17 protein-coding genes are annotated in these 15878 nt (G+C 47.9%); 2 read left to right on the top strand and 15 right to left on the bottom strand.

Going from position 1 to position 15878, the window contains the following annotated elements; all coding sequences use genetic code 11:
* Window positions 1–7: 7 nt before the first annotated feature.
* From IEV19_RS04825 to IEV19_RS04815, 3 genes are read right to left on the bottom strand one after another with little or no spacing between them, the layout of a single operon-like run.
* Complete coding sequence (locus IEV19_RS04825) at window positions 8–1324, bottom strand: DASH family cryptochrome (RefSeq protein WP_188369541.1); 1317 nt, start codon at window positions 1322–1324, stop codon at window positions 8–10.
* A complete protein-coding gene (locus IEV19_RS04820) occupies window positions 1321–1476 on the bottom strand; it encodes a DUF2256 domain-containing protein (protein WP_188369540.1) in 156 nt (51 codons plus the stop codon). The genes IEV19_RS04825 and IEV19_RS04820 overlap by 4 nt, the downstream gene beginning before the upstream one ends.
* Window positions 1466–2110, bottom strand: a complete 645-nt coding sequence (locus IEV19_RS04815) for a flavin reductase family protein (protein ID WP_188369539.1) — start codon at window positions 2108–2110, stop codon at window positions 1466–1468. Before IEV19_RS04815 ends, IEV19_RS04820 begins: the two co-directional genes overlap by 11 nt.
* 128 nt (window positions 2111–2238) lie before the next feature.
* On the opposite strand from IEV19_RS04815, the gene IEV19_RS04810 reads away from it, so the two are divergent.
* On the top strand, window positions 2239–3600 hold the full coding sequence (locus tag IEV19_RS04810) for an FAD-dependent oxidoreductase (RefSeq protein ID WP_188369538.1): 1362 nt from the start codon (window positions 2239–2241) through the stop codon (window positions 3598–3600).
* Here the strand turns inward: IEV19_RS04810 and IEV19_RS04805 are convergent.
* The 3 genes from IEV19_RS04805 to IEV19_RS04795 form a co-directional block, all read right to left on the bottom strand.
* Complete coding sequence (locus tag IEV19_RS04805) at window positions 3597–3977, bottom strand: DUF4174 domain-containing protein (protein WP_188369537.1); 381 nt, start codon at window positions 3975–3977, stop codon at window positions 3597–3599. The genes IEV19_RS04810 and IEV19_RS04805 overlap by 4 nt on opposite strands.
* Before the next feature lie 100 nt (window positions 3978–4077).
* A complete protein-coding gene (locus IEV19_RS04800; RefSeq protein ID WP_188369536.1) occupies window positions 4078–4857 on the bottom strand; it encodes a zinc ribbon domain-containing protein in 780 nt (259 codons plus the stop codon).
* A gap of 3 nt (window positions 4858–4860) precedes the next feature.
* A complete protein-coding gene (locus tag IEV19_RS04795) occupies window positions 4861–5955 on the bottom strand; it encodes a Nif3-like dinuclear metal center hexameric protein (protein ID WP_188369535.1) in 1095 nt (364 codons plus the stop codon).
* Between the two features lie 47 nt (window positions 5956–6002).
* Between IEV19_RS04795 and lpxK the strand changes: the two genes are divergently transcribed.
* A complete protein-coding gene (gene lpxK / locus IEV19_RS04790) occupies window positions 6003–6995 on the top strand; it encodes a tetraacyldisaccharide 4'-kinase (protein WP_188369534.1) in 993 nt (330 codons plus the stop codon).
* On the opposite strand, the gene IEV19_RS04785 is transcribed toward lpxK, so the two are convergent.
* The 9 genes from IEV19_RS04785 to IEV19_RS04745 form a co-directional block, all read right to left on the bottom strand.
* The gene (locus IEV19_RS04785) at window positions 6990–9179 is read right to left on the bottom strand and encodes an ATP-binding protein (RefSeq protein WP_188369533.1); all 2190 of its coding nucleotides are present in this window, start codon (window positions 9177–9179) and stop codon (window positions 6990–6992) included. The genes lpxK and IEV19_RS04785 overlap by 6 nt on opposite strands.
* A 32-nt stretch (window positions 9180–9211) precedes the next feature.
* Complete coding sequence (gene gap / locus IEV19_RS04780; protein ID WP_188369532.1) at window positions 9212–10222, bottom strand: type I glyceraldehyde-3-phosphate dehydrogenase; 1011 nt, start codon at window positions 10220–10222, stop codon at window positions 9212–9214.
* 54 nt (window positions 10223–10276) lie between these two features.
* Window positions 10277–11152, bottom strand: coding sequence for a lipoyl synthase (gene lipA / locus IEV19_RS04775; RefSeq protein WP_188369531.1), 876 nt, complete (start codon window positions 11150–11152; stop codon window positions 10277–10279).
* A 62-nt stretch (window positions 11153–11214) separates the two neighbouring features.
* Window positions 11215–11778, bottom strand: coding sequence for an RNA polymerase sigma factor (locus tag IEV19_RS04770; protein ID WP_188369530.1), 564 nt, complete (start codon window positions 11776–11778; stop codon window positions 11215–11217).
* 45 nt (window positions 11779–11823) lie between these two features.
* Entirely contained in the window at window positions 11824–12027 is a 204-nt protein-coding gene (locus tag IEV19_RS04765) for a membrane or secreted protein (RefSeq protein ID WP_188369529.1), read from the bottom strand.
* Between the two features lie 75 nt (window positions 12028–12102).
* A complete protein-coding gene (locus tag IEV19_RS04760) occupies window positions 12103–12861 on the bottom strand; it encodes an anti-sigma factor (protein WP_188369528.1) in 759 nt (252 codons plus the stop codon).
* Window positions 12858–13424, bottom strand: a complete 567-nt coding sequence (locus tag IEV19_RS04755; RefSeq protein ID WP_188369527.1) for an RNA polymerase sigma factor — start codon at window positions 13422–13424, stop codon at window positions 12858–12860. The genes IEV19_RS04760 and IEV19_RS04755 overlap by 4 nt, the downstream gene beginning before the upstream one ends.
* A gap of 228 nt (window positions 13425–13652) precedes the next feature.
* Complete coding sequence (gene murB / locus IEV19_RS04750; RefSeq protein WP_188369526.1) at window positions 13653–14666, bottom strand: UDP-N-acetylmuramate dehydrogenase; 1014 nt, start codon at window positions 14664–14666, stop codon at window positions 13653–13655.
* Window positions 14663–15856, bottom strand: a complete 1194-nt coding sequence (locus IEV19_RS04745) for a pyridoxal phosphate-dependent aminotransferase (protein ID WP_188369525.1) — start codon at window positions 15854–15856, stop codon at window positions 14663–14665. The genes murB and IEV19_RS04745 overlap by 4 nt, the downstream gene beginning before the upstream one ends.
* Window positions 15857–15878: the final 22 nt, after the last annotated feature.

Raw genomic sequence — 15878 nt, 5'->3', positions numbered from 1 at the left:
CTAAAACTTAAAACAGGCTTGTCTGCAACCATCGATTTTGGAATTTTCCGTTAGGATCGTATTGGTTGGCCTGCCGCTGGATATTGAATTTCCTGTCCCGCGGATCATTTCCTACCCCACTGTTGTACATCCAGTTACCCCAATTGCTGTGCACGTCGTAATCGAGTAGCATAGCTTCAAAATAGGAAGCCCCTATCCTCCAGTCCTGTTCCAGTTCTTTGGCCCAGTAAGAGGCTACGTTCTGTCTGCCCCTGTTGCTCATCCATCCGGTACTGGCAAGCTCAACCATGTTGGCATTCACAAACGGTTCGGAAGTCCGACCTTGGATCCAGTCCTTTTTTGCGGCCTCAGAATTTCCCCAGGAGTATTCCTTCCTGAGAATGCCGCCTAAATGAAAAATTCGGTCTCCGTGTTTCAAGGACACGTATTTGAAGTAGTCCCTCCAGATGAGCTCAAAGATGAGCCAGTAGGTATCTTGATTCTTTTTCACCTCCTTCTCAAAACGTTTAACTTCCCAGTATACTGTTTTGGCTGAGAGACTTCCATTGGCGAGCCAGGGAGAGAGTTTGGAACTGTAATCCTTTCCTACCAGGCCGTTCCTGGTCTTTTTGTAGTAGGCCAGTTTCCCCGTTTCCCAGAAGTATTCCTGTATCCTTTTCCCACCTGCACTTTCACCACCTGAGAAGGGAAATGCTGAGTGAGGATGGATCTCAAAAGGAGCAAACCCTAGGTCTTCAAGAGAGGGCAGGGGAGTGCTCTCAGGAAGGAGGTTGCTCTCAGGCTTGGATTCAGGGATTTGGGTTAGGGGTCTCACCTTGACAGATTTTTCACAGGCCTTCCTGAATTGAGTGAACACCTCTGGAATACTATTGAATTCCCTGAATGGAATGTCGTCAGGATGAAAGAGGAACTGGTCGTAGCTTTCGACGAATTCTGTCTCCGGCGGGCACTTGCCCTGCACCTTTTTCAACTCTACAGTCTCATCCCTTGTCCATTCCTTCTGAAGGAAGATTTTTTGAATAGAATACTTGCTGACCAGGGCGGGGATAATTTCCTCGGCGGGTCGGAAATAGACCAACAGGCTTATGTTCAATGCCGTCAGGTTCGACCTGAGATCTTCCAGGCTTTCCAACAGGAATCTGGCCCGGAATTTCTCCATCCGCCTAAAACCGAATTCCCCGGGCTCGAATAGTGCAGGGTCCAGGCAATAAACGGCCAGGACACGCTCTTCCCTGCAGGCTTTTAAGAGAGAGAGGTTGTCAGCTACCCTCAGGTCGTTCCGAAACCAAAGCAGGTTGTTGTATTTCTTGTTGGAAGTATTCATATTCCGGATTTACTTTTTTTTGATTCTCTGCGGCATCGTTCACTGCAATATCGTACTTCATCCCAGTTCTTTTCCCATTTTTTCCTCCAGCTGTAAGGACGACCACAATGGGCACAGGTCTTTGTTGGCAAAAAGGACTTTTTATGAGCCATGTTTCAAAAGGCCTGTGTTAGACTCCGGCCTGGCATAGGACAGTCTCCCGAGGTATTTCGGCAGGGCATAACCATCTATCCCCATGCCTGCCACGGTATTCAATTGTTCGAGGTGTACGAATCCATCAGGGTCCTGAACACCCTCAGGGAGGTATATATGCTCGACAGAACCTATCACCAACAGGCACCCGTTTTCCTCTATGTGATAATGGTTCTTGTAACTGCAGCCTATTTTCAGGGCACTCTCAGCAACATAAGGTACTTCAAAAGGTTCGATATATTCCTCGGTCAGGCCAACGGCATCAAACTCTGAGATCTCCTGTCCGTATTTAGCTGAGGTCTGGTGAGACTGTTCAACCATCACGGAGGTAACCTGGTTTACGGTGAATTTACCCATTTCCCGAATATTATTGAAAGTGTCCCTCCTGACCGTCAATGGCCGGAGCACAAAGCCGAGCATGGCCGGCGAACTGCCTATGTGAATAACAGAATTGAAGATCGCCAGATTGGCAACTCCCTTGCTAGACCGGGTTCCGATAAGGTTACATGACTTGTACCCGGAGATACTGTTAATGAAGTTTGCCCTGTAACGGGAGGGCAATTCCTCTATCTTGTTTTTATCGAAATATGGCATGACTCATTTTGTTTAGCAAAATTAATTAATAGTTAAACAAAACATCGTTAAGGGTATAATAAATTCCGGGAACCCTGTACGTAATATTTCTTACTTTTACGTTTTAAAAGTATTCCTTTGGGATAGGTATGACTCAAACCCCCAAGAACATTGCGATAGTAGGATCAGGTCTTGTTGGCTCTCTTCTGGCCATCTATCTCCGTCGGAGAGGACATGACATTACTGTCTTCGATCGCCGTCCCGATATACGTACCATCGAATTTTCAGGAAGGTCCATCAACCTCGCCATGAGTGACAGGGGATGGAAGTCCCTCCGTGAGGTCGATCTGGAGGAAGAGATCAAAAAATTGGCTATTCCGCTGGACAAGCGCGCCATGCACGTCCTGGGCAAAACCCAATACTACCAGAAATACGGAAAGGAAGGAGAAGCGATCTGGTCCATCTCCCGAGGGGTACTCAACAGGAAGATGATCGACCTTGCTGAGGAAGCTGGTGCGGTCTTCAGATTTGAGGAAAAGGTATGGGACGTCGACCTGCCGACGGCAACTCTCTATACTGGAGAGACCGAGAAAGGGGAATGGAAGGAATACCGGTACGACCATATCTTTGGGTGCGATGGAGCCTTTTCCAGGGTCAGGCACAAAATGCAGAGGAGGAGCCGCTTTGATTATTCCCAGGATTTCCTGGATGTAGGCTATAAAGAGCTGACCATACCCCCGAATGAGGACGGGACCCATAAGCTGGACAAGCACTCGTTCCACATCTGGCCCAGGGGCAGATTTATGTTTATCGCCATGCCCAACCTGGATGGCAGTTTTACATGCACCCTGTTCCTGCCCTTTGAAGGGGAAGTATCTTTTGAGAAGATCACCACCAAGAAAGAGGCCACTAAATTCTTCACGACCTACTTCCCGAATGTGATGCAGGATATTGAAAACCTCACCCACGACTTCTTTAAGAACCCGACCAGTGCCATGGTGACTATGAAGTGTTATCCCTGGACCTACTGGGACAAGGTAGCTTTGGTAGGAGATTCAGCCCATGCCATTGTACCCTTTTACGGGCAGGGAATGAATGCAGGTTTTGAGGACATATACTGCCTGGACAAGATCATGGATCGATTTGGGGATGACTGGGAAGCTGTCTTTCAGACCTTCCAGCAAGAACGCAAACCCAACGCGGATGCCATCGCCGAGCTCAGCTACAGGAATTTCCTGGAGATGAGCAGCAAAACGGCAGATCCCGATTTTCTGCTTCAGAAGAAGATCGAGAAGTGGTTTGCCGCAAAGCACCCTGAATTGTGGGAACCCACCTATTCACGGGTTACATTCTCAGACCGATCCTATGCCGAGGCTCTGGCTATAGGAGACTTCCAGGAAGGGATCATGAAAGAGGTGATGAAAATTCCGGAGATAGAGGGTCAATGGAACAGTGAGGCGGTAGAAGACCTTATGTTGCAGCTCCTCAAAAAGAAAAAAGCCAAAGCTTAAGGCTGGTATTTATTCTTTATCTCTGCCCTCCTCATAGGCATGCTGTCGATCACCCTGAAGACCTCCGACGGATCGGCGTAGAATCCTGACTCCCATTTTACAGTCCCGTCAAGACCGATGAGAATAACCCCTGTAAACCCTAAACTGAGAGGCAGGGCTGTATTTTTGGTCAGCAGGTTTCGATTGACATCAAGCAACTGTCCATCGCTGGAAAAAAGGAGCAGAAGCTTTCGGTCTTCCATTTCCTGGGCAAAGTCCTTAAACAAGTCCATCTGCTTTTGACTTTGCTCTAGGTTTTCCCCATTCTCACATAGCAACAGGAGACGGTTCTTCCACCGAAAATCCCTGAGTTCCTGAGCAAGTGAGTTTTTAGGCATACACAATAACAAAAAGATAAGGACAAAGGGTTTCATTTCAGGATACAAGGTATAAAAAAAGCCATCCTTTTGAGATGGCTTATAGTAGGTATTAAATATCTTAGATCTTGTCGAACATCTTGTGCATTTTTTCCTGTTCTTCCTCTGCCAGAACAGGGTCGACAAGAATTCTTCCACTGTGTTCATCGGTGATGATCTTCTTCCTGGAAGCGATCTCTACCTGTACCTGTGGGGGAATGGTAAAGAAAGAACCTCCGGAGGCCCCTCTTTCGATGGGGACCACAGCCAGGCCGTTCTTCACGTTGGAACGGATTCGCTTATAGGCCTTTACCAGCCTTTCTTCAATCTGCTTTTCAAAGATGTCCGATTGCTCTAAAAGGGCCTTTTCTTCTTTTTCGGTCTCTGCGAGGATAGCATCGAGCTCACTTTTCTTGTGTTTCAGGTGAGTTTCCCTCTCTGCGAGTTTTTCCTTGGTCTCGGCAATCACCTCTTTCTTTTGTTCGATCTGTGCCTTGAATTCCCTGATGTTCTTTTCTGCAAGCTGTATCTCCAGTTCCTGATATTCTACCTCCTTGGCCAGGGAGTTGAATTCCCTGCTGTTCCTCACATTTTTCTGCTGTTCTGCATATTTTTTGATCAACGCCTTGGATTCATCGATCAGGTTCTTTTTGGCCGTAATCTCATAGTTGATCGTTTCCAGATCAGTTTTAAGCTTGTCCATACGGGTCTTTAATCCCAGTACCTCATCTTCGAGGTCCTCTACCTCCAGGGGAAGTTCCCCTCTTACATTGCGGATCTCATCCACACGGGAATCGATCAATTGGAGGTCGTAAAGAGCCCTTAATTTATCTTCCACTGTAGCTTCTTTCTTTGCTGCCATATACTAAAAATACTTAATGGGATTGGTTTTGCTTTCCGATAAAGCGATTGCAAAATTAGGGATTTTTTTCGTAAGATATTCTGCCAGAAGGTTTTTTGTGTATTGTTCCGATTCGTAATGCCCGATATCGGCTAGCAGCATCTCCTTTTCTGCTTCAAAAAACTGGTGGTACTTCAGGTCTGATGTCAGAAAGACATCCGCCCCGTGCGACCTGGCAGCTGCAATGGCGAATCCTCCGCTACCCCCGAGCACTGCTATGCGTTGCACGGATTTACCGCGAAATTGAGAATGCCTGATAACCCCGGTGTGCATTTTCTCTCTGACCCACTTCAGGAAATCCTTTTCTGCAACAGGATTATCCAAGTTTCCTATCATTCCCATCCCTTCCAGCTGGTGGGCGTTGTCCAGAGTGGTAATTTCGTATGCTACTTCCTCGTACGGATGGCTTTCAAACAGGGTTCTGATAAGTTTTTTCTCAAGTCGGGCCGGAAAAGTCATATGTACCTGGATCTCTTCGGTAATTTCTGTTTCCCCCTTTTTTCCCAGGGTAGGCTGGCTTCCGCTTTCAGGCCTGAAACTGCCCTTTCCGGGTATGGAAAAGCTGCAATGGCTGTAATTCCCGATATTTCCTCCCCCTGCAGCAAAGAGGGCTTCTTTGACCTGTTCTGCCGCCTCAGTGGGAACATAGGTGACCAGTTTTTTGACTGTACCTGTCTTTGGGATCAGGATCTGGGGATCGCGTATTCCCAGAACCTCGCAGATCTTTCCATTTACGCCCTGCATAACGTTGTCAAGGGCCGTATGTACACTGAAGATATTTATCTTATGCTCTATGGCCTTGATGACCGTTCTTTCGACATAAGTCTTTCCCGTGATCTTTTTCAGTCCCTTAAATACGATAGGGTGGAAGGTCACAATGAGGTTGAGGTCTTTGGCAATGGCTTCGTCTACTACTTCTTCGAGTGCATCCAGGGTCACCAGGATACCCCTTACCTCCCTTTGGTAGTCTCCGACCAGCAGACCGACATTGTCAAAATCCTCAGCGAGGCCCAGAGGACAAAGCTCCTCAAGTATGTCGGCAACTTCTCGTACAATCATGATTAAAAGGCAGAGGTCCAAAGATAAAATATTATATTTTCGTTCCGATGCAAGTGCTCAGAAAAATAGCATTCCCCTTCTCCCTCTTGTACGGTTTCGCGGTCTACCTGAGAAATCTTTGCTATGATATTGGGGTCCTTAATTCTGTGTCCCCCGAAACACCGACCATCTGTGTAGGGAATCTGAGTGTGGGAGGAACCGGTAAAACCCCCATGATCGAATGGATCATAAAGAACCTCCCCAAGGAAAATAAACTGGCGGTCCTGAGCAGAGGGTACAGGAGGAAATCCAGGGGATTTCTGATAGTACATCCGGATTCCGATCCCGAAAATACAGGAGATGAACCCCTGCAGATCAGCAGGAAATTCACCAATGTGACGGTAGCAGTGGAGGCAGACCGTCGGGAAGGCATCCGCCAGCTAGATAAGGTTGTCTCCCCGGATCTGATCCTCCTTGACGATGCCTTCCAGCATAGGCGTATTAAGGCCCGCTTCAACATTCTGTTGACCTCTTATTCCCGCCTCTATGCAGACGACTGGTACCTGCCGACAGGGAATCTCAGGGACCACAAGAGACAGGCAAGGCGTGCCCGGGTGATCGTCGTGACCAAATGCCCGGCTGAACTCGATAATCAGGAACAGGTAAGGATCCTGAAAAAACTGAGACCCTTGCCTTCCCAATCGGTGCTTTTCAGTTCCCTGGCCTACGGGGATCAGGCCATAGGGATTAAGGGCTCAATCAGTCTTTCTGAAATGGGGAAGGAGGAAGTGGTCCTGGTTACTGCTATTGCCGATCCGGCTCCGCTGCTCGCATATCTCTCACTCTCAGGAATCCGGGTTAGGCATATGAACTTTCCCGATCATCACTTTTTTACGGAAGAGGAGATCAGCAGATTTAACGAAGTTGGTAGGATCCTGACTACTGAAAAGGACTTCACGCGACTCAATGGGAGGGTCCCTCAGGCGTATTATCTTCCTGTGGAACACAAATTCCTCAATGGCGGCAAAGAGCAGTTGATTTCCCTGTTGAAGGATCTATGAAGCTGATTTCTTCTGTTTGGGTTCCAGGAAATTCTCCCCAATTTTCTGGTAGAAGACCTCGGGTTTGAAGGGTTTTGTGACCACATCGTTACAACCGGCAGCGTAAAATGACTCCAGGCTGTCATCCAGTGAGATGGCCGTCAGGGCGATGATAGGCGTTTGCCTGTCGAATTTACGGATCTCTATTGTTGCTTCCACCCCGCTTATGCCCGGCATGTGGATATCCATTAGAATCCCGTCATACTGGTTTTTATTGGCCTTGTCGATGGCTTCCATTCCGTTCTCCGCAATATCGCATCCCACTCCTCTTTTGGCCAGCATTTTCTTGGTGATCACCTGGTTGATCTTATTGTCTTCCACTATGAGCACATGCAGACCGTTAAGGTCGTATTCCTTCTGTTCGATTTCAAATGGAATATCGTCTACGATGCTGTCTTTGGATTTCATGACCAGCTCAAAGTAGAAGGAACTTCCTTTTCCTATTTCGCTACTGAGATGAATCTCACTGTCGAATAGTCCCAGCAGGCTCTTCACAATGGTAAGGCCCAGACCCGTTCCTCCGTATTCCCGATTGATCTGAATGGATCCCTGTTCAAAACTGTCAAAAATATGTTTCTGTTGTTCCGGGGTAATACCGATACCGTTATCCCTTACTTCAAATAAAACGGTGACATCCTCATCTTCTTTCTTCAGTAGTTTTGCGATCACCCTTACTTCCCCGTTCTTGGTGAATTTGATCGAGTTACCGACTAGGTTTATAAGGATCTGGGAAAGTTTCAGCGGGTCGCTCATCAGGTGTTGTGGAATCTTATCATCGTAATCCATGATGAGCTTGGTATTCTTTTCCTTCGCACTCTGTTGGAGGGAATCCAGGACCTCGCTGATGATCTTTTTAAGATAGAATTCTATATGGGCAGGTTCAAGCTTATCTGCATCAATCTTGTTGATCTGTAAAATGTCGTTGATAAAGTTCAGAAGGTAATCCCCGGAGAATTTCAGCGATTTCAGGTGTTCCTTCTGATGCTCTGCCGGATTTTCCTCCAGAAGGAGGTGAGTGAGACCGGTTACAGCGTATAAAGGCGTTCTCAATTCGTGGCTTACGGTAGACAGGAAGTTGGTCTTGGCCTCCATGGCCTGTACGGCGGCATCCCTGGCCGCCTGCAGCTCTTTGTTTTTCGTCTGCAGCAGATCGTTGGTCTTGAGCTTGATCTGGTTATTCCTATAGAGGGATACGGCCAAAAGGGAAATAATGGTCAGGAAGGCCGAGGTGAGAATAGCGGTGATCTCAGATCGGTTCGCAGACTCACTTAATTCCTCAATCCGTTGATCCTGTCTGGAGAGCTCTGCCTGTGCATCATCCATGGCCAGTTTGTCGGCCTTATTGGTCTCCACCTTTACCTTGTCCAGCGTAAAAAATGAATCCCTTACTGCCAGAATATTTTCCTTGTACTGCAGGGCATTTTTATACTGCTCATCTTTCTCGTAGGCCAATGCTAAAAATTCATTGGCCTGAAGGATTTCAACAGGAAATCTGTTGGCAGTCGCCAGATTGAGGGCATTCAACCCATTCTTGATGCTTTCGGGATAATTTTCTGTCTTTATATTTAATTCAGCGAGACCCAGGTTAGCTTTAGTGACCAGGTAATCTTTTTCTATGGGGTCTGAATTCACCAGGAGGGCGTTAAAGCTTACAGAGGCCTTCTCATAATCTTCAATACGCATATAGATCATGCCTTCCAGCAAGACCATATTGTTCAACAGGTTGCGGTCATTGCTGAGCTCTTTTGCATCAATCAAGGCTTGTAAAGCCCTGAAATTGAGATCCGAATCAAAGAGCAATTTGGCTTCTACAAAGTTGGAAAACCCTTCCCCGGAGGGATAAGATCTGAAGGTTTCGAGCATTTTGTCGGCCCTGGCCTTGTAGAATTCTGCCTTATCCCTGTCGCCCCGAATCAGATTTAACAAGGCGAAGCGATGATAACAGGAGATCATGCCTTTTTCGTACAGGGAGGATTCGGCGAATTGCTGGGCCTGGTCCAGAACTTCAAATGCCTTGTCGATCTCGTTCTGGTTGCGCAAGGTGACCACTTGTCTTATGTACTCATCCAGAGTCTGATCTACCGCGCTAGGTTCCTGTGATCGCAAGGGAAAAACGACAAAAGCCGATATGATTAATATCAGCATTGTCCATCTCTTTGTATTTGGTCTGTAACCTGTCAAATAAATCCTTTTCGATCCAATAATTCTATCACGTCGATGATCCTGCTGCTGTATCCCGTTTCATTGTCATACCATCCTATCACTTTCACCATCTTCCCCAGCACGGAAGTCATCATAGAATCAAACGTACAGGAATAGCAACTATTGTTTATATCGATAGAAACTATAGGGTCTTTCGTATAAAAAAGTACGTTTTTTAGCTCATTTTCAGCAACCTGCTCAAATGTATCATTAATTTCCTGAATAGAAGTGTCCTTTTTCACGTTCAGGGTAATATCGGTCAGAGACCCGTTAGGTACGGGAACGCGAATGCCACAACCCCCTATGGCATGGGCAAGCTCGGGGAAAATACTCGTCAGTGCTTTGGCTGCCCCGGTAGTCGTTGGAATAATAGACTGGCTGGCGCCACGGGCCCGCCTGAGATCACGGTGCGGGCGGTCGTGAAGGCTTTGGTCCGATGTGTAGGAATGCACCGTAGTGATATAGGCCTGTTCCACCCCCCAATGATCGTCCAGTACCTTGATCATAGGCGCGGCATTGTTCGTGGTACAGGAGGCATTGGAGATGATATCATCCTCCTCATTGATCAGATGGTGGTTGACTCCGTATACGATCATTTTGATTCCGGGATCGTCCGGGGGGACTGACAGGATCACCTTCCTGGCCCCGTTCTTCAGGTGCCCCTCAAGTGCCTTTTGGGTTTTGAACTTACCGGTGGCTTCCACTACAATATCCACCCCGGAATCAGCCCATGGAATGCGATCAGGACTTTCCTCTGAGGTCATAGACACGGTTTTCTGGTTCACTGTCAGGCTGTTGTGGCCTGCTTCAACCGTTCCTGTAAAAGGGCCGTGAATACTGTCATATTTAAGCAAATGCCCCAGGGTTTTGGGGTCTGCGAGGTCATTGATAGCTGTAACCCGGATGCCCGGATGTTCCTGCAGGAGTCGAAAGAAGGTCCTTCCGATACGGCCAAAGCCGTTGATCCCTACACGTATTTCTTTCATAGGATTAATACTAGGTCAGAACCCGAAGCTGGGATAATGTCTTACTCCCTGTTCTCAGTGTATATGCTTGTGAGCCTTGTAGGAAGAGCGCACCAGTGCACCGCTTTCTACGTGCCTGAAGCCCATTTCAAGTCCCAGAGACTCGTATTTCGCAAATTGTTCCGGGGTTATGAATTCTTTGACGGGTAGATGTTTTTTTGAAGGCTGCAGGTACTGCCCGATAGTCACTACATCTACCTTGGCTTCTCTCAGGTCTTTCATGGTCTCTATCACCTCTTCCTCCAGTTCCCCTAAGCCGAGCATGATTCCCGATTTGGTCCGGTTTACCCCCTGCTCCTTCAGATACCTCAAAACAGACAGGCTGCGATCGTATTTCGCCTGAATCCTCACTTCACGGGTAAGCCTCCTGACCGTTTCCATATTGTGGGAAACTACCTCCGGAGCAACCGCCACGATCCTGTCCATGTGTTGCTCTATTCCCTGAAAATCGGGTATGAGGGTCTCCAGGGTGGTCTCAGGATTCATTCTTCTTATGGCCTTGACAGTTTCCGCCCAGATGATGGAGCCCATATCCTTGAGGTCGTCCCTGTCTACAGAGGTGATCACGGCATGTTTGATCCCCATGATCTTGATGGACCTGGCCACTTTTTCGGGTTCCTCCCAGTCTACCTGTTCCGGTCGGCCCGTCTTCACACCACAGAATCCGCAAGAGCGGGTACAGATATTTCCGAGGATCATAAAAGTAGCCGTTCCTTCGCCCCAGCATTCACCCATATTGGGACAGCTGCCGGAGGTGCAGATAGTATGAAGGTTGTATTTGTCTACCAGACCCCTCAATTGGGTGTATTTCTTTCCGGTAGGCAGTTTAACCCTCAGCCATTTCGGTTTTCCTTTAGGGGGAGCCATGGTGGCCGTTCCTTCCTCTTTCATAAAACAAATTTGTGCAAATATACGAACAAAAACCAAGGCTTAAAGCGCCTGCTTAACCTGATCTACTTCCCTTTGATAAGCTCGGCAAGCAGCTTTTTAGCGCGGAGGAGTTTTACCTTTACATTGTTGATGGGCTCACCCAGTTCTTCTGCGATGGCAGCATAGGACAATTCCTGAAAATACCGCAGATTGATCACCTCCCGGTAGTGCGGCTTCAGGTTTCTGATATGGCCGAGAAGACTGGCCAGGTTTTGGTCCTTTATGAGTTGGTCCTCTGCTGTGGGAGCGTCATCCAGGACTTTTTTTATCGCATCCGAATTGCCGGGACTGCTTTGTTCCAGAATATTTCTCTTCCTTTTCCTCAGGAGGTCAACATGGATATTCTTTGAGATAGTAAATAGCCAGGTCTTGAATTCATAGGCTTCATCGAAGGTTTGGATCTTGTCGAAGGCCCTGGAGAATGTTTGAATGGTAATGTCCTCTGCATCGTTCTCGTTTTTCGTCCTGCCGAGCTGAAAATTGTACACTTCATTCCAGAAGCGATCCAATAAGGAACTGAAAGCCATCTGGTTGCCCTCCTTGGCTTTGTGAATGGTCTCCTTAAGTTGCTCGGGAGTTGTATTCAAAATGATGCTTTAGAATATCGGGGAATTATTCTGAGCGGGATCTGATCACACGTTGGTGACTTCCTTTCTGCATTCCTGCTCATCAGGAAGTTTGCCACACATCCCACAGGGTTCCCCACCTTTGTTGAGGAAAGGACTCTGACTGGCACAGGTGCCTGCGAATTTTCCGTCTTTCTGAGTCCAGATCTTGATAGCGATCCCTGCAAAAGCAAGGGCCAGAAGGCCGATAGTGAGTAATACTAACTTCATGATTTGGATTTGTGCAAAGATACAAAAAATAAGCCCCCGGGGTAGGGGGCTGTGTCTTTGAAAATATTTTATAACCTAATAGGAAATATTAGCCACGATATTCTGAACTGTCGGGCTGGTATTTCCTCCTTCGGGTTCGATGGTGATATAGCTGATCGCATTTTCTCCGTAGGGGAGGGCGAGCAGTTTATCCTTATCCTCGATCTTCTTCATGATCCCCAGATTCACCATTTCTCCGTTTACTTCGGCCCACATCTGATAGCACTGGTCTTCCGGCAGGTTAGGGAGGTTTCTCACGTTGATATAAGACAGTTTCTTGACCGGATTTACATAAGCGACTGCCTTCAGATCCCGGGCTTTGTCATTGCCATTAACGTAGTATTTCCTGGTCTGAGGGTTGTTCAGAACGATAAATTGATTGCGAACATCCTCCAATTGCTGTTTCATATCCGCTTCCAGGTTCTGGATACGGTTGTTCACCATGATATTTTCATCCTGCAGGGACTGGTTCTGGTTCCAGAAGAAATAAGAAGAGCCTGCAAATACAAACGCAGCCACACTGGCGGCAATGGCAAACCTTCTGATCTTCCTTCTCCCACGGTCTTCTTTACGGATCCTTTGCAAGATCTTCGCCTTAAGTCCTTCCGGGGAGGGCAGGGCATGCAATTTGGCATAGGCTTCCAGGTTTTCCTGTAATTCCTCAAACTGCTTCCTCACTTCGGGATACATGACGATATATCGTTCCACCCTGGAGGTTTCTTCCCTCGAGGTCGCTCCCAGGAGGTACTTCTCCAGAAGGTCGGATTCCAAAAAGAGTCTAATTTTATCTTTCATGACTTCAGAATTAAGAGGATCAACATCACCAAGGAATTTCCGTAGATCTTACCGAGTTCTCTCAGGCCGATCTTAAGTCGTGATTTGATCGTACCCAAAGGGATATTCAGTTCATCACTGGCCTCCTGCTGCGTCATACCCTGAAAGAAGAGTGCGTCCAGTACCTCCTGGTACTTTTGCTCTATCTTTCCGAGGTTTTCCCTGACGTCCAGGAATTCGGGCCTGATGTCGTCAACACCTACCTTATATACGTTGGAAACGTCTAGTTGGATCTCCTTGTCGGATTTTGTTTGCAGACTCCTGAGCTTATCAATAGCCGTGTTCCGGATAATCCTGAAAAGCCAGGTGAAGAGTTTGGCTTTGGTCGGGTCATAGGTGTCCGACTTCCTCCAGATCTTCACAAAACTCTCCTGCACGACATCCTGGGCGAGTTCTTCGTCCTTGACCACCTTAAAGGCTACACCGTAGAGGGTATCCCCGTAATGGTCGTAAAGGAGGGATATCGCCTTTTCATCCCGCTCCTGCAGTAGCTCTACAATGTGTTTCTCAAGGAGTATGCTCATGGGCGTGGTGAGATAAAAAAACGACTCCAGGGGCATCCAAAACAGTCATTTTTTGCGTATATAGTGAGAATGCTAATTTATTAAATTGATTCTTAACTCTATGGAATCTGGCATTTAATTAGACAAATGTGCGACTGGTTATTGCGCATTTGGTTTTTGGTTAGTTTGGTTTGAAATAGCCCCCGGCAGTCTTTGTTCGGGGGTTATTTTATGGATACAGGAGTAAGTCTACAGTATGTTTACTTCCGGTTCGATGGAGATGCCGAACGTATCCCGTACCTCTTTTTGGATCTTTGTCGCCAGGTTGAGTATCTCCCCTCCGCTGGCATTTCCGTAATTGACCAGGACAAGGGCCTGATGCTGATGTACCCCGGCATCGCCAAGCCTCATCCCTTTGAATCCGCAGGTATCAATGAGCCAGGCTGCAGGGATTTTTACCTCCTTTTCCGACATGCTGTAGAAGGGAACATGCTCGTATTTCTGCTGAATTTCTTCCAATTTACCCTTATCTACGACCGGGTTTTTAAAAAAACTTCCACTGTTGCCCAGCACAGCTGGATCGGGTAATTTTCGCTGTCTGATCCGGATAACGGCATTTGAAATATCTGTGATCGAAGGATGCAATACCCCTGCTTCCTTCAGTTCATCGGCTATGGTTCCATATTCGGTTCTAAGCTGATGTTCCCCGGAAGTGAGCTTCAGCGTCACGGAAGTAATTACAAACTTGCCCTTACCCTCCTGCTTAAAGAAGGATTCCCGGTATCCGAATCGGCAGTCTTCGAGGGAGAATACATGTTTTTCACCCGTGGCGACCTCCACGGCCTCACAATTGACAAAACTGTCTTTCAGCTCCACCCCGTAAGCGCCGATATTCTGGATGGGAGCACTTCCCACACTCCCCGGAATGAGTGACAGGTTTTCGAGTCCGCCCAGGTTTCTCTCCAGGGTCCATAGCACCAGATCATGCCAGTTCTCACCGGCCATGATCCTGATCAGTGTATGTTTTCCATCTTCTTCCAGCACCTCTTTGCCCATCATTCCGATATGAATGACGAGTGCATCAATATCTCCTGTCAGCAGCATATTGCTGCCGCCTCCGAGTATCAGTTTCTCCGGATACTTTTTCTGTTCCAGGACCCACACGAGCTCCTCCTCCGAGGTCACATGGACAAAGAAACGTGCCTTGGCATCAATGCCAAAGGTATTGTAGGGCTTCAGGGAAACGTTTTCCTGTATTTTCACGCTGAGGGATATTGTTTAAGGGCTTCCTTGAGGATGTCAACCGCCCTGATGAGCCGGTCCTTCTCGAGGACATAAGCAATCCTGATCTGGTTCTTGCCCAGTCCCTCTGTGGCATAAAACCCGCCGGCCGGTGCCACCATGACCGTTTGCCCGTCTAGCTGGAATTTTTCAAGCAACCACTGGGCAAATTCGTCTGCGTCTTTCACAGGCAATTCCACCATGCAATAGAAAGCTCCCTGTGGCCTTGCCACCCTTATCCCTTCTATGCGTGAAAGTTCCCTGAGCAGGATATTTCTCCTCTCTGTGTATTCCTCTATGACCTCGTCGAAGTAACTCTGGGGTGTTTCGAGGGCAGCTTCACTGGCGATCTGCGCATAGGTCGGTGGGGATAGCCTGGCCTGGGCGAATTTCAGGGCCGTAGTGATCACAGCCCGGTTGCGGGTGACCAGGAAACCGATACGGGCACCACACATACTGTATCTTTTGGAGACAGAATCTACCACAATACTGTGCTCCTCCAGTCCCGGCTCCTGCAGGATGGAATAATGCTGCAGACCGTCATATGCAAATTCCCTGTATACCTCATCCGCCACCAGGAAAAGGTCGTGTTTTTTTACAAGGGCCGAAAGTTTTTTGATCTCCTCCTTCGTGTACAAATAGCCCGTTGGGTTTCCGGGATTGCAGATCAGGATGGCCCGGGTTCTCGGGGTGATGGACTTTTCGAACTCTTCTATGGGGGGCAGGGCAAAATTGTCTTCTATATCAGAGACTATGGGAACCACCTTTACCCCGGCAGCCACCGCAAATCCGTTGTAGTTGGCGTAAAAAGGCTCCGGGATGATCACTTCGTCACCGGCATCAGCTATGCTGCCCATTACGAAGGCGAGGGCTTCAGATCCGCCTGTTGTCACTATGATGTCCTTATGGGAAACTTTTACATCGTGTTTGGCGTAATAGGCAGCCACTTTCTTCCGGTACTGATCAGTGCCTTCCGTTCTGCTGTAGGAGAGTACCTCTACATCATTATTCCTCACTGCATCCAGGGCGACCTGGGGTGTTTTGATATCGGGCTGACCTATGTTGAGGTGGATCACATCCACCCCCCTTTCTTTGGCTTCTTCTGCGAATGGGACCAATTTACGGATTGGGGATTCGGGCATGGCCTGCCCCTTTTTGGAAATTACTGGCATCGACCTAATTTTCCGCAAAAAT

It is taken from the genome of Muriicola marianensis, assembly GCF_014638095.1.
Taxonomy (GTDB): Bacteria; Bacteroidota; Bacteroidia; order Flavobacteriales; family Flavobacteriaceae; genus Muriicola; species Muriicola marianensis.
The sequence above is the reverse complement of the archived record's forward strand: the minus strand, read 5'-3'. Positions and strand labels throughout refer to the sequence as shown.

What these genes read in the sequence shown, in the direction of transcription:
- IEV19_RS04820 (WP_188369540.1), bottom strand. Translation starts at nt 1,476, where the DNA reads ATGGCTCATAAAAAGTCCTTTTTGCCAACAAAGACCTGTGCCCATTGT.
- IEV19_RS04760 (WP_188369528.1), bottom strand. Translation starts at nt 12,861, where the DNA reads ATGAAAGATAAAATTAGACTCTTTTTGGAATCCGACCTTCTGGAGAAG.
- IEV19_RS04815 (WP_188369539.1), bottom strand. Translation starts at nt 2,110, where the DNA reads ATGCCATATTTCGATAAAAACAAGATAGAGGAATTGCCCTCCCGTTAC.
- gap (WP_188369532.1), bottom strand. Translation starts at nt 10,222, where the DNA reads ATGAAAGAAATACGTGTAGGGATCAACGGCTTTGGCCGTATCGGAAGG.
- lipA (WP_188369531.1), bottom strand. Translation starts at nt 11,152, where the DNA reads ATGAAAGAGGAAGGAACGGCCACCATGGCTCCCCCTAAAGGAAAACCG.
- IEV19_RS04810 (WP_188369538.1), top strand. Translation starts at nt 2,239, where the DNA reads ATGACTCAAACCCCCAAGAACATTGCGATAGTAGGATCAGGTCTTGTT.
- IEV19_RS04785 (WP_188369533.1), bottom strand. Translation starts at nt 9,179, where the DNA reads ATGCTGATATTAATCATATCGGCTTTTGTCGTTTTTCCCTTGCGATCA.
- IEV19_RS04825 (WP_188369541.1), bottom strand. Translation starts at nt 1,324, where the DNA reads ATGAATACTTCCAACAAGAAATACAACAACCTGCTTTGGTTTCGGAAC.
- IEV19_RS04795 (WP_188369535.1), bottom strand. Translation starts at nt 5,955, where the DNA reads ATGATTGTACGAGAAGTTGCCGACATACTTGAGGAGCTTTGTCCTCTG.
- IEV19_RS04755 (WP_188369527.1), bottom strand. Translation starts at nt 13,424, where the DNA reads ATGAGCATACTCCTTGAGAAACACATTGTAGAGCTACTGCAGGAGCGG.
- lpxK (WP_188369534.1), top strand. Translation starts at nt 6,003, where the DNA reads ATGCAAGTGCTCAGAAAAATAGCATTCCCCTTCTCCCTCTTGTACGGT.
- IEV19_RS04800 (WP_188369536.1), bottom strand. Translation starts at nt 4,857, where the DNA reads ATGGCAGCAAAGAAAGAAGCTACAGTGGAAGATAAATTAAGGGCTCTT.
- IEV19_RS04805 (WP_188369537.1), bottom strand. Translation starts at nt 3,977, where the DNA reads ATGCCTAAAAACTCACTTGCTCAGGAACTCAGGGATTTTCGGTGGAAG.
- IEV19_RS04765 (WP_188369529.1), bottom strand. Translation starts at nt 12,027, where the DNA reads ATGAAGTTAGTATTACTCACTATCGGCCTTCTGGCCCTTGCTTTTGCA.
- IEV19_RS04745 (WP_188369525.1), bottom strand. Translation starts at nt 15,856, where the DNA reads ATGCCAGTAATTTCCAAAAAGGGGCAGGCCATGCCCGAATCCCCAATC.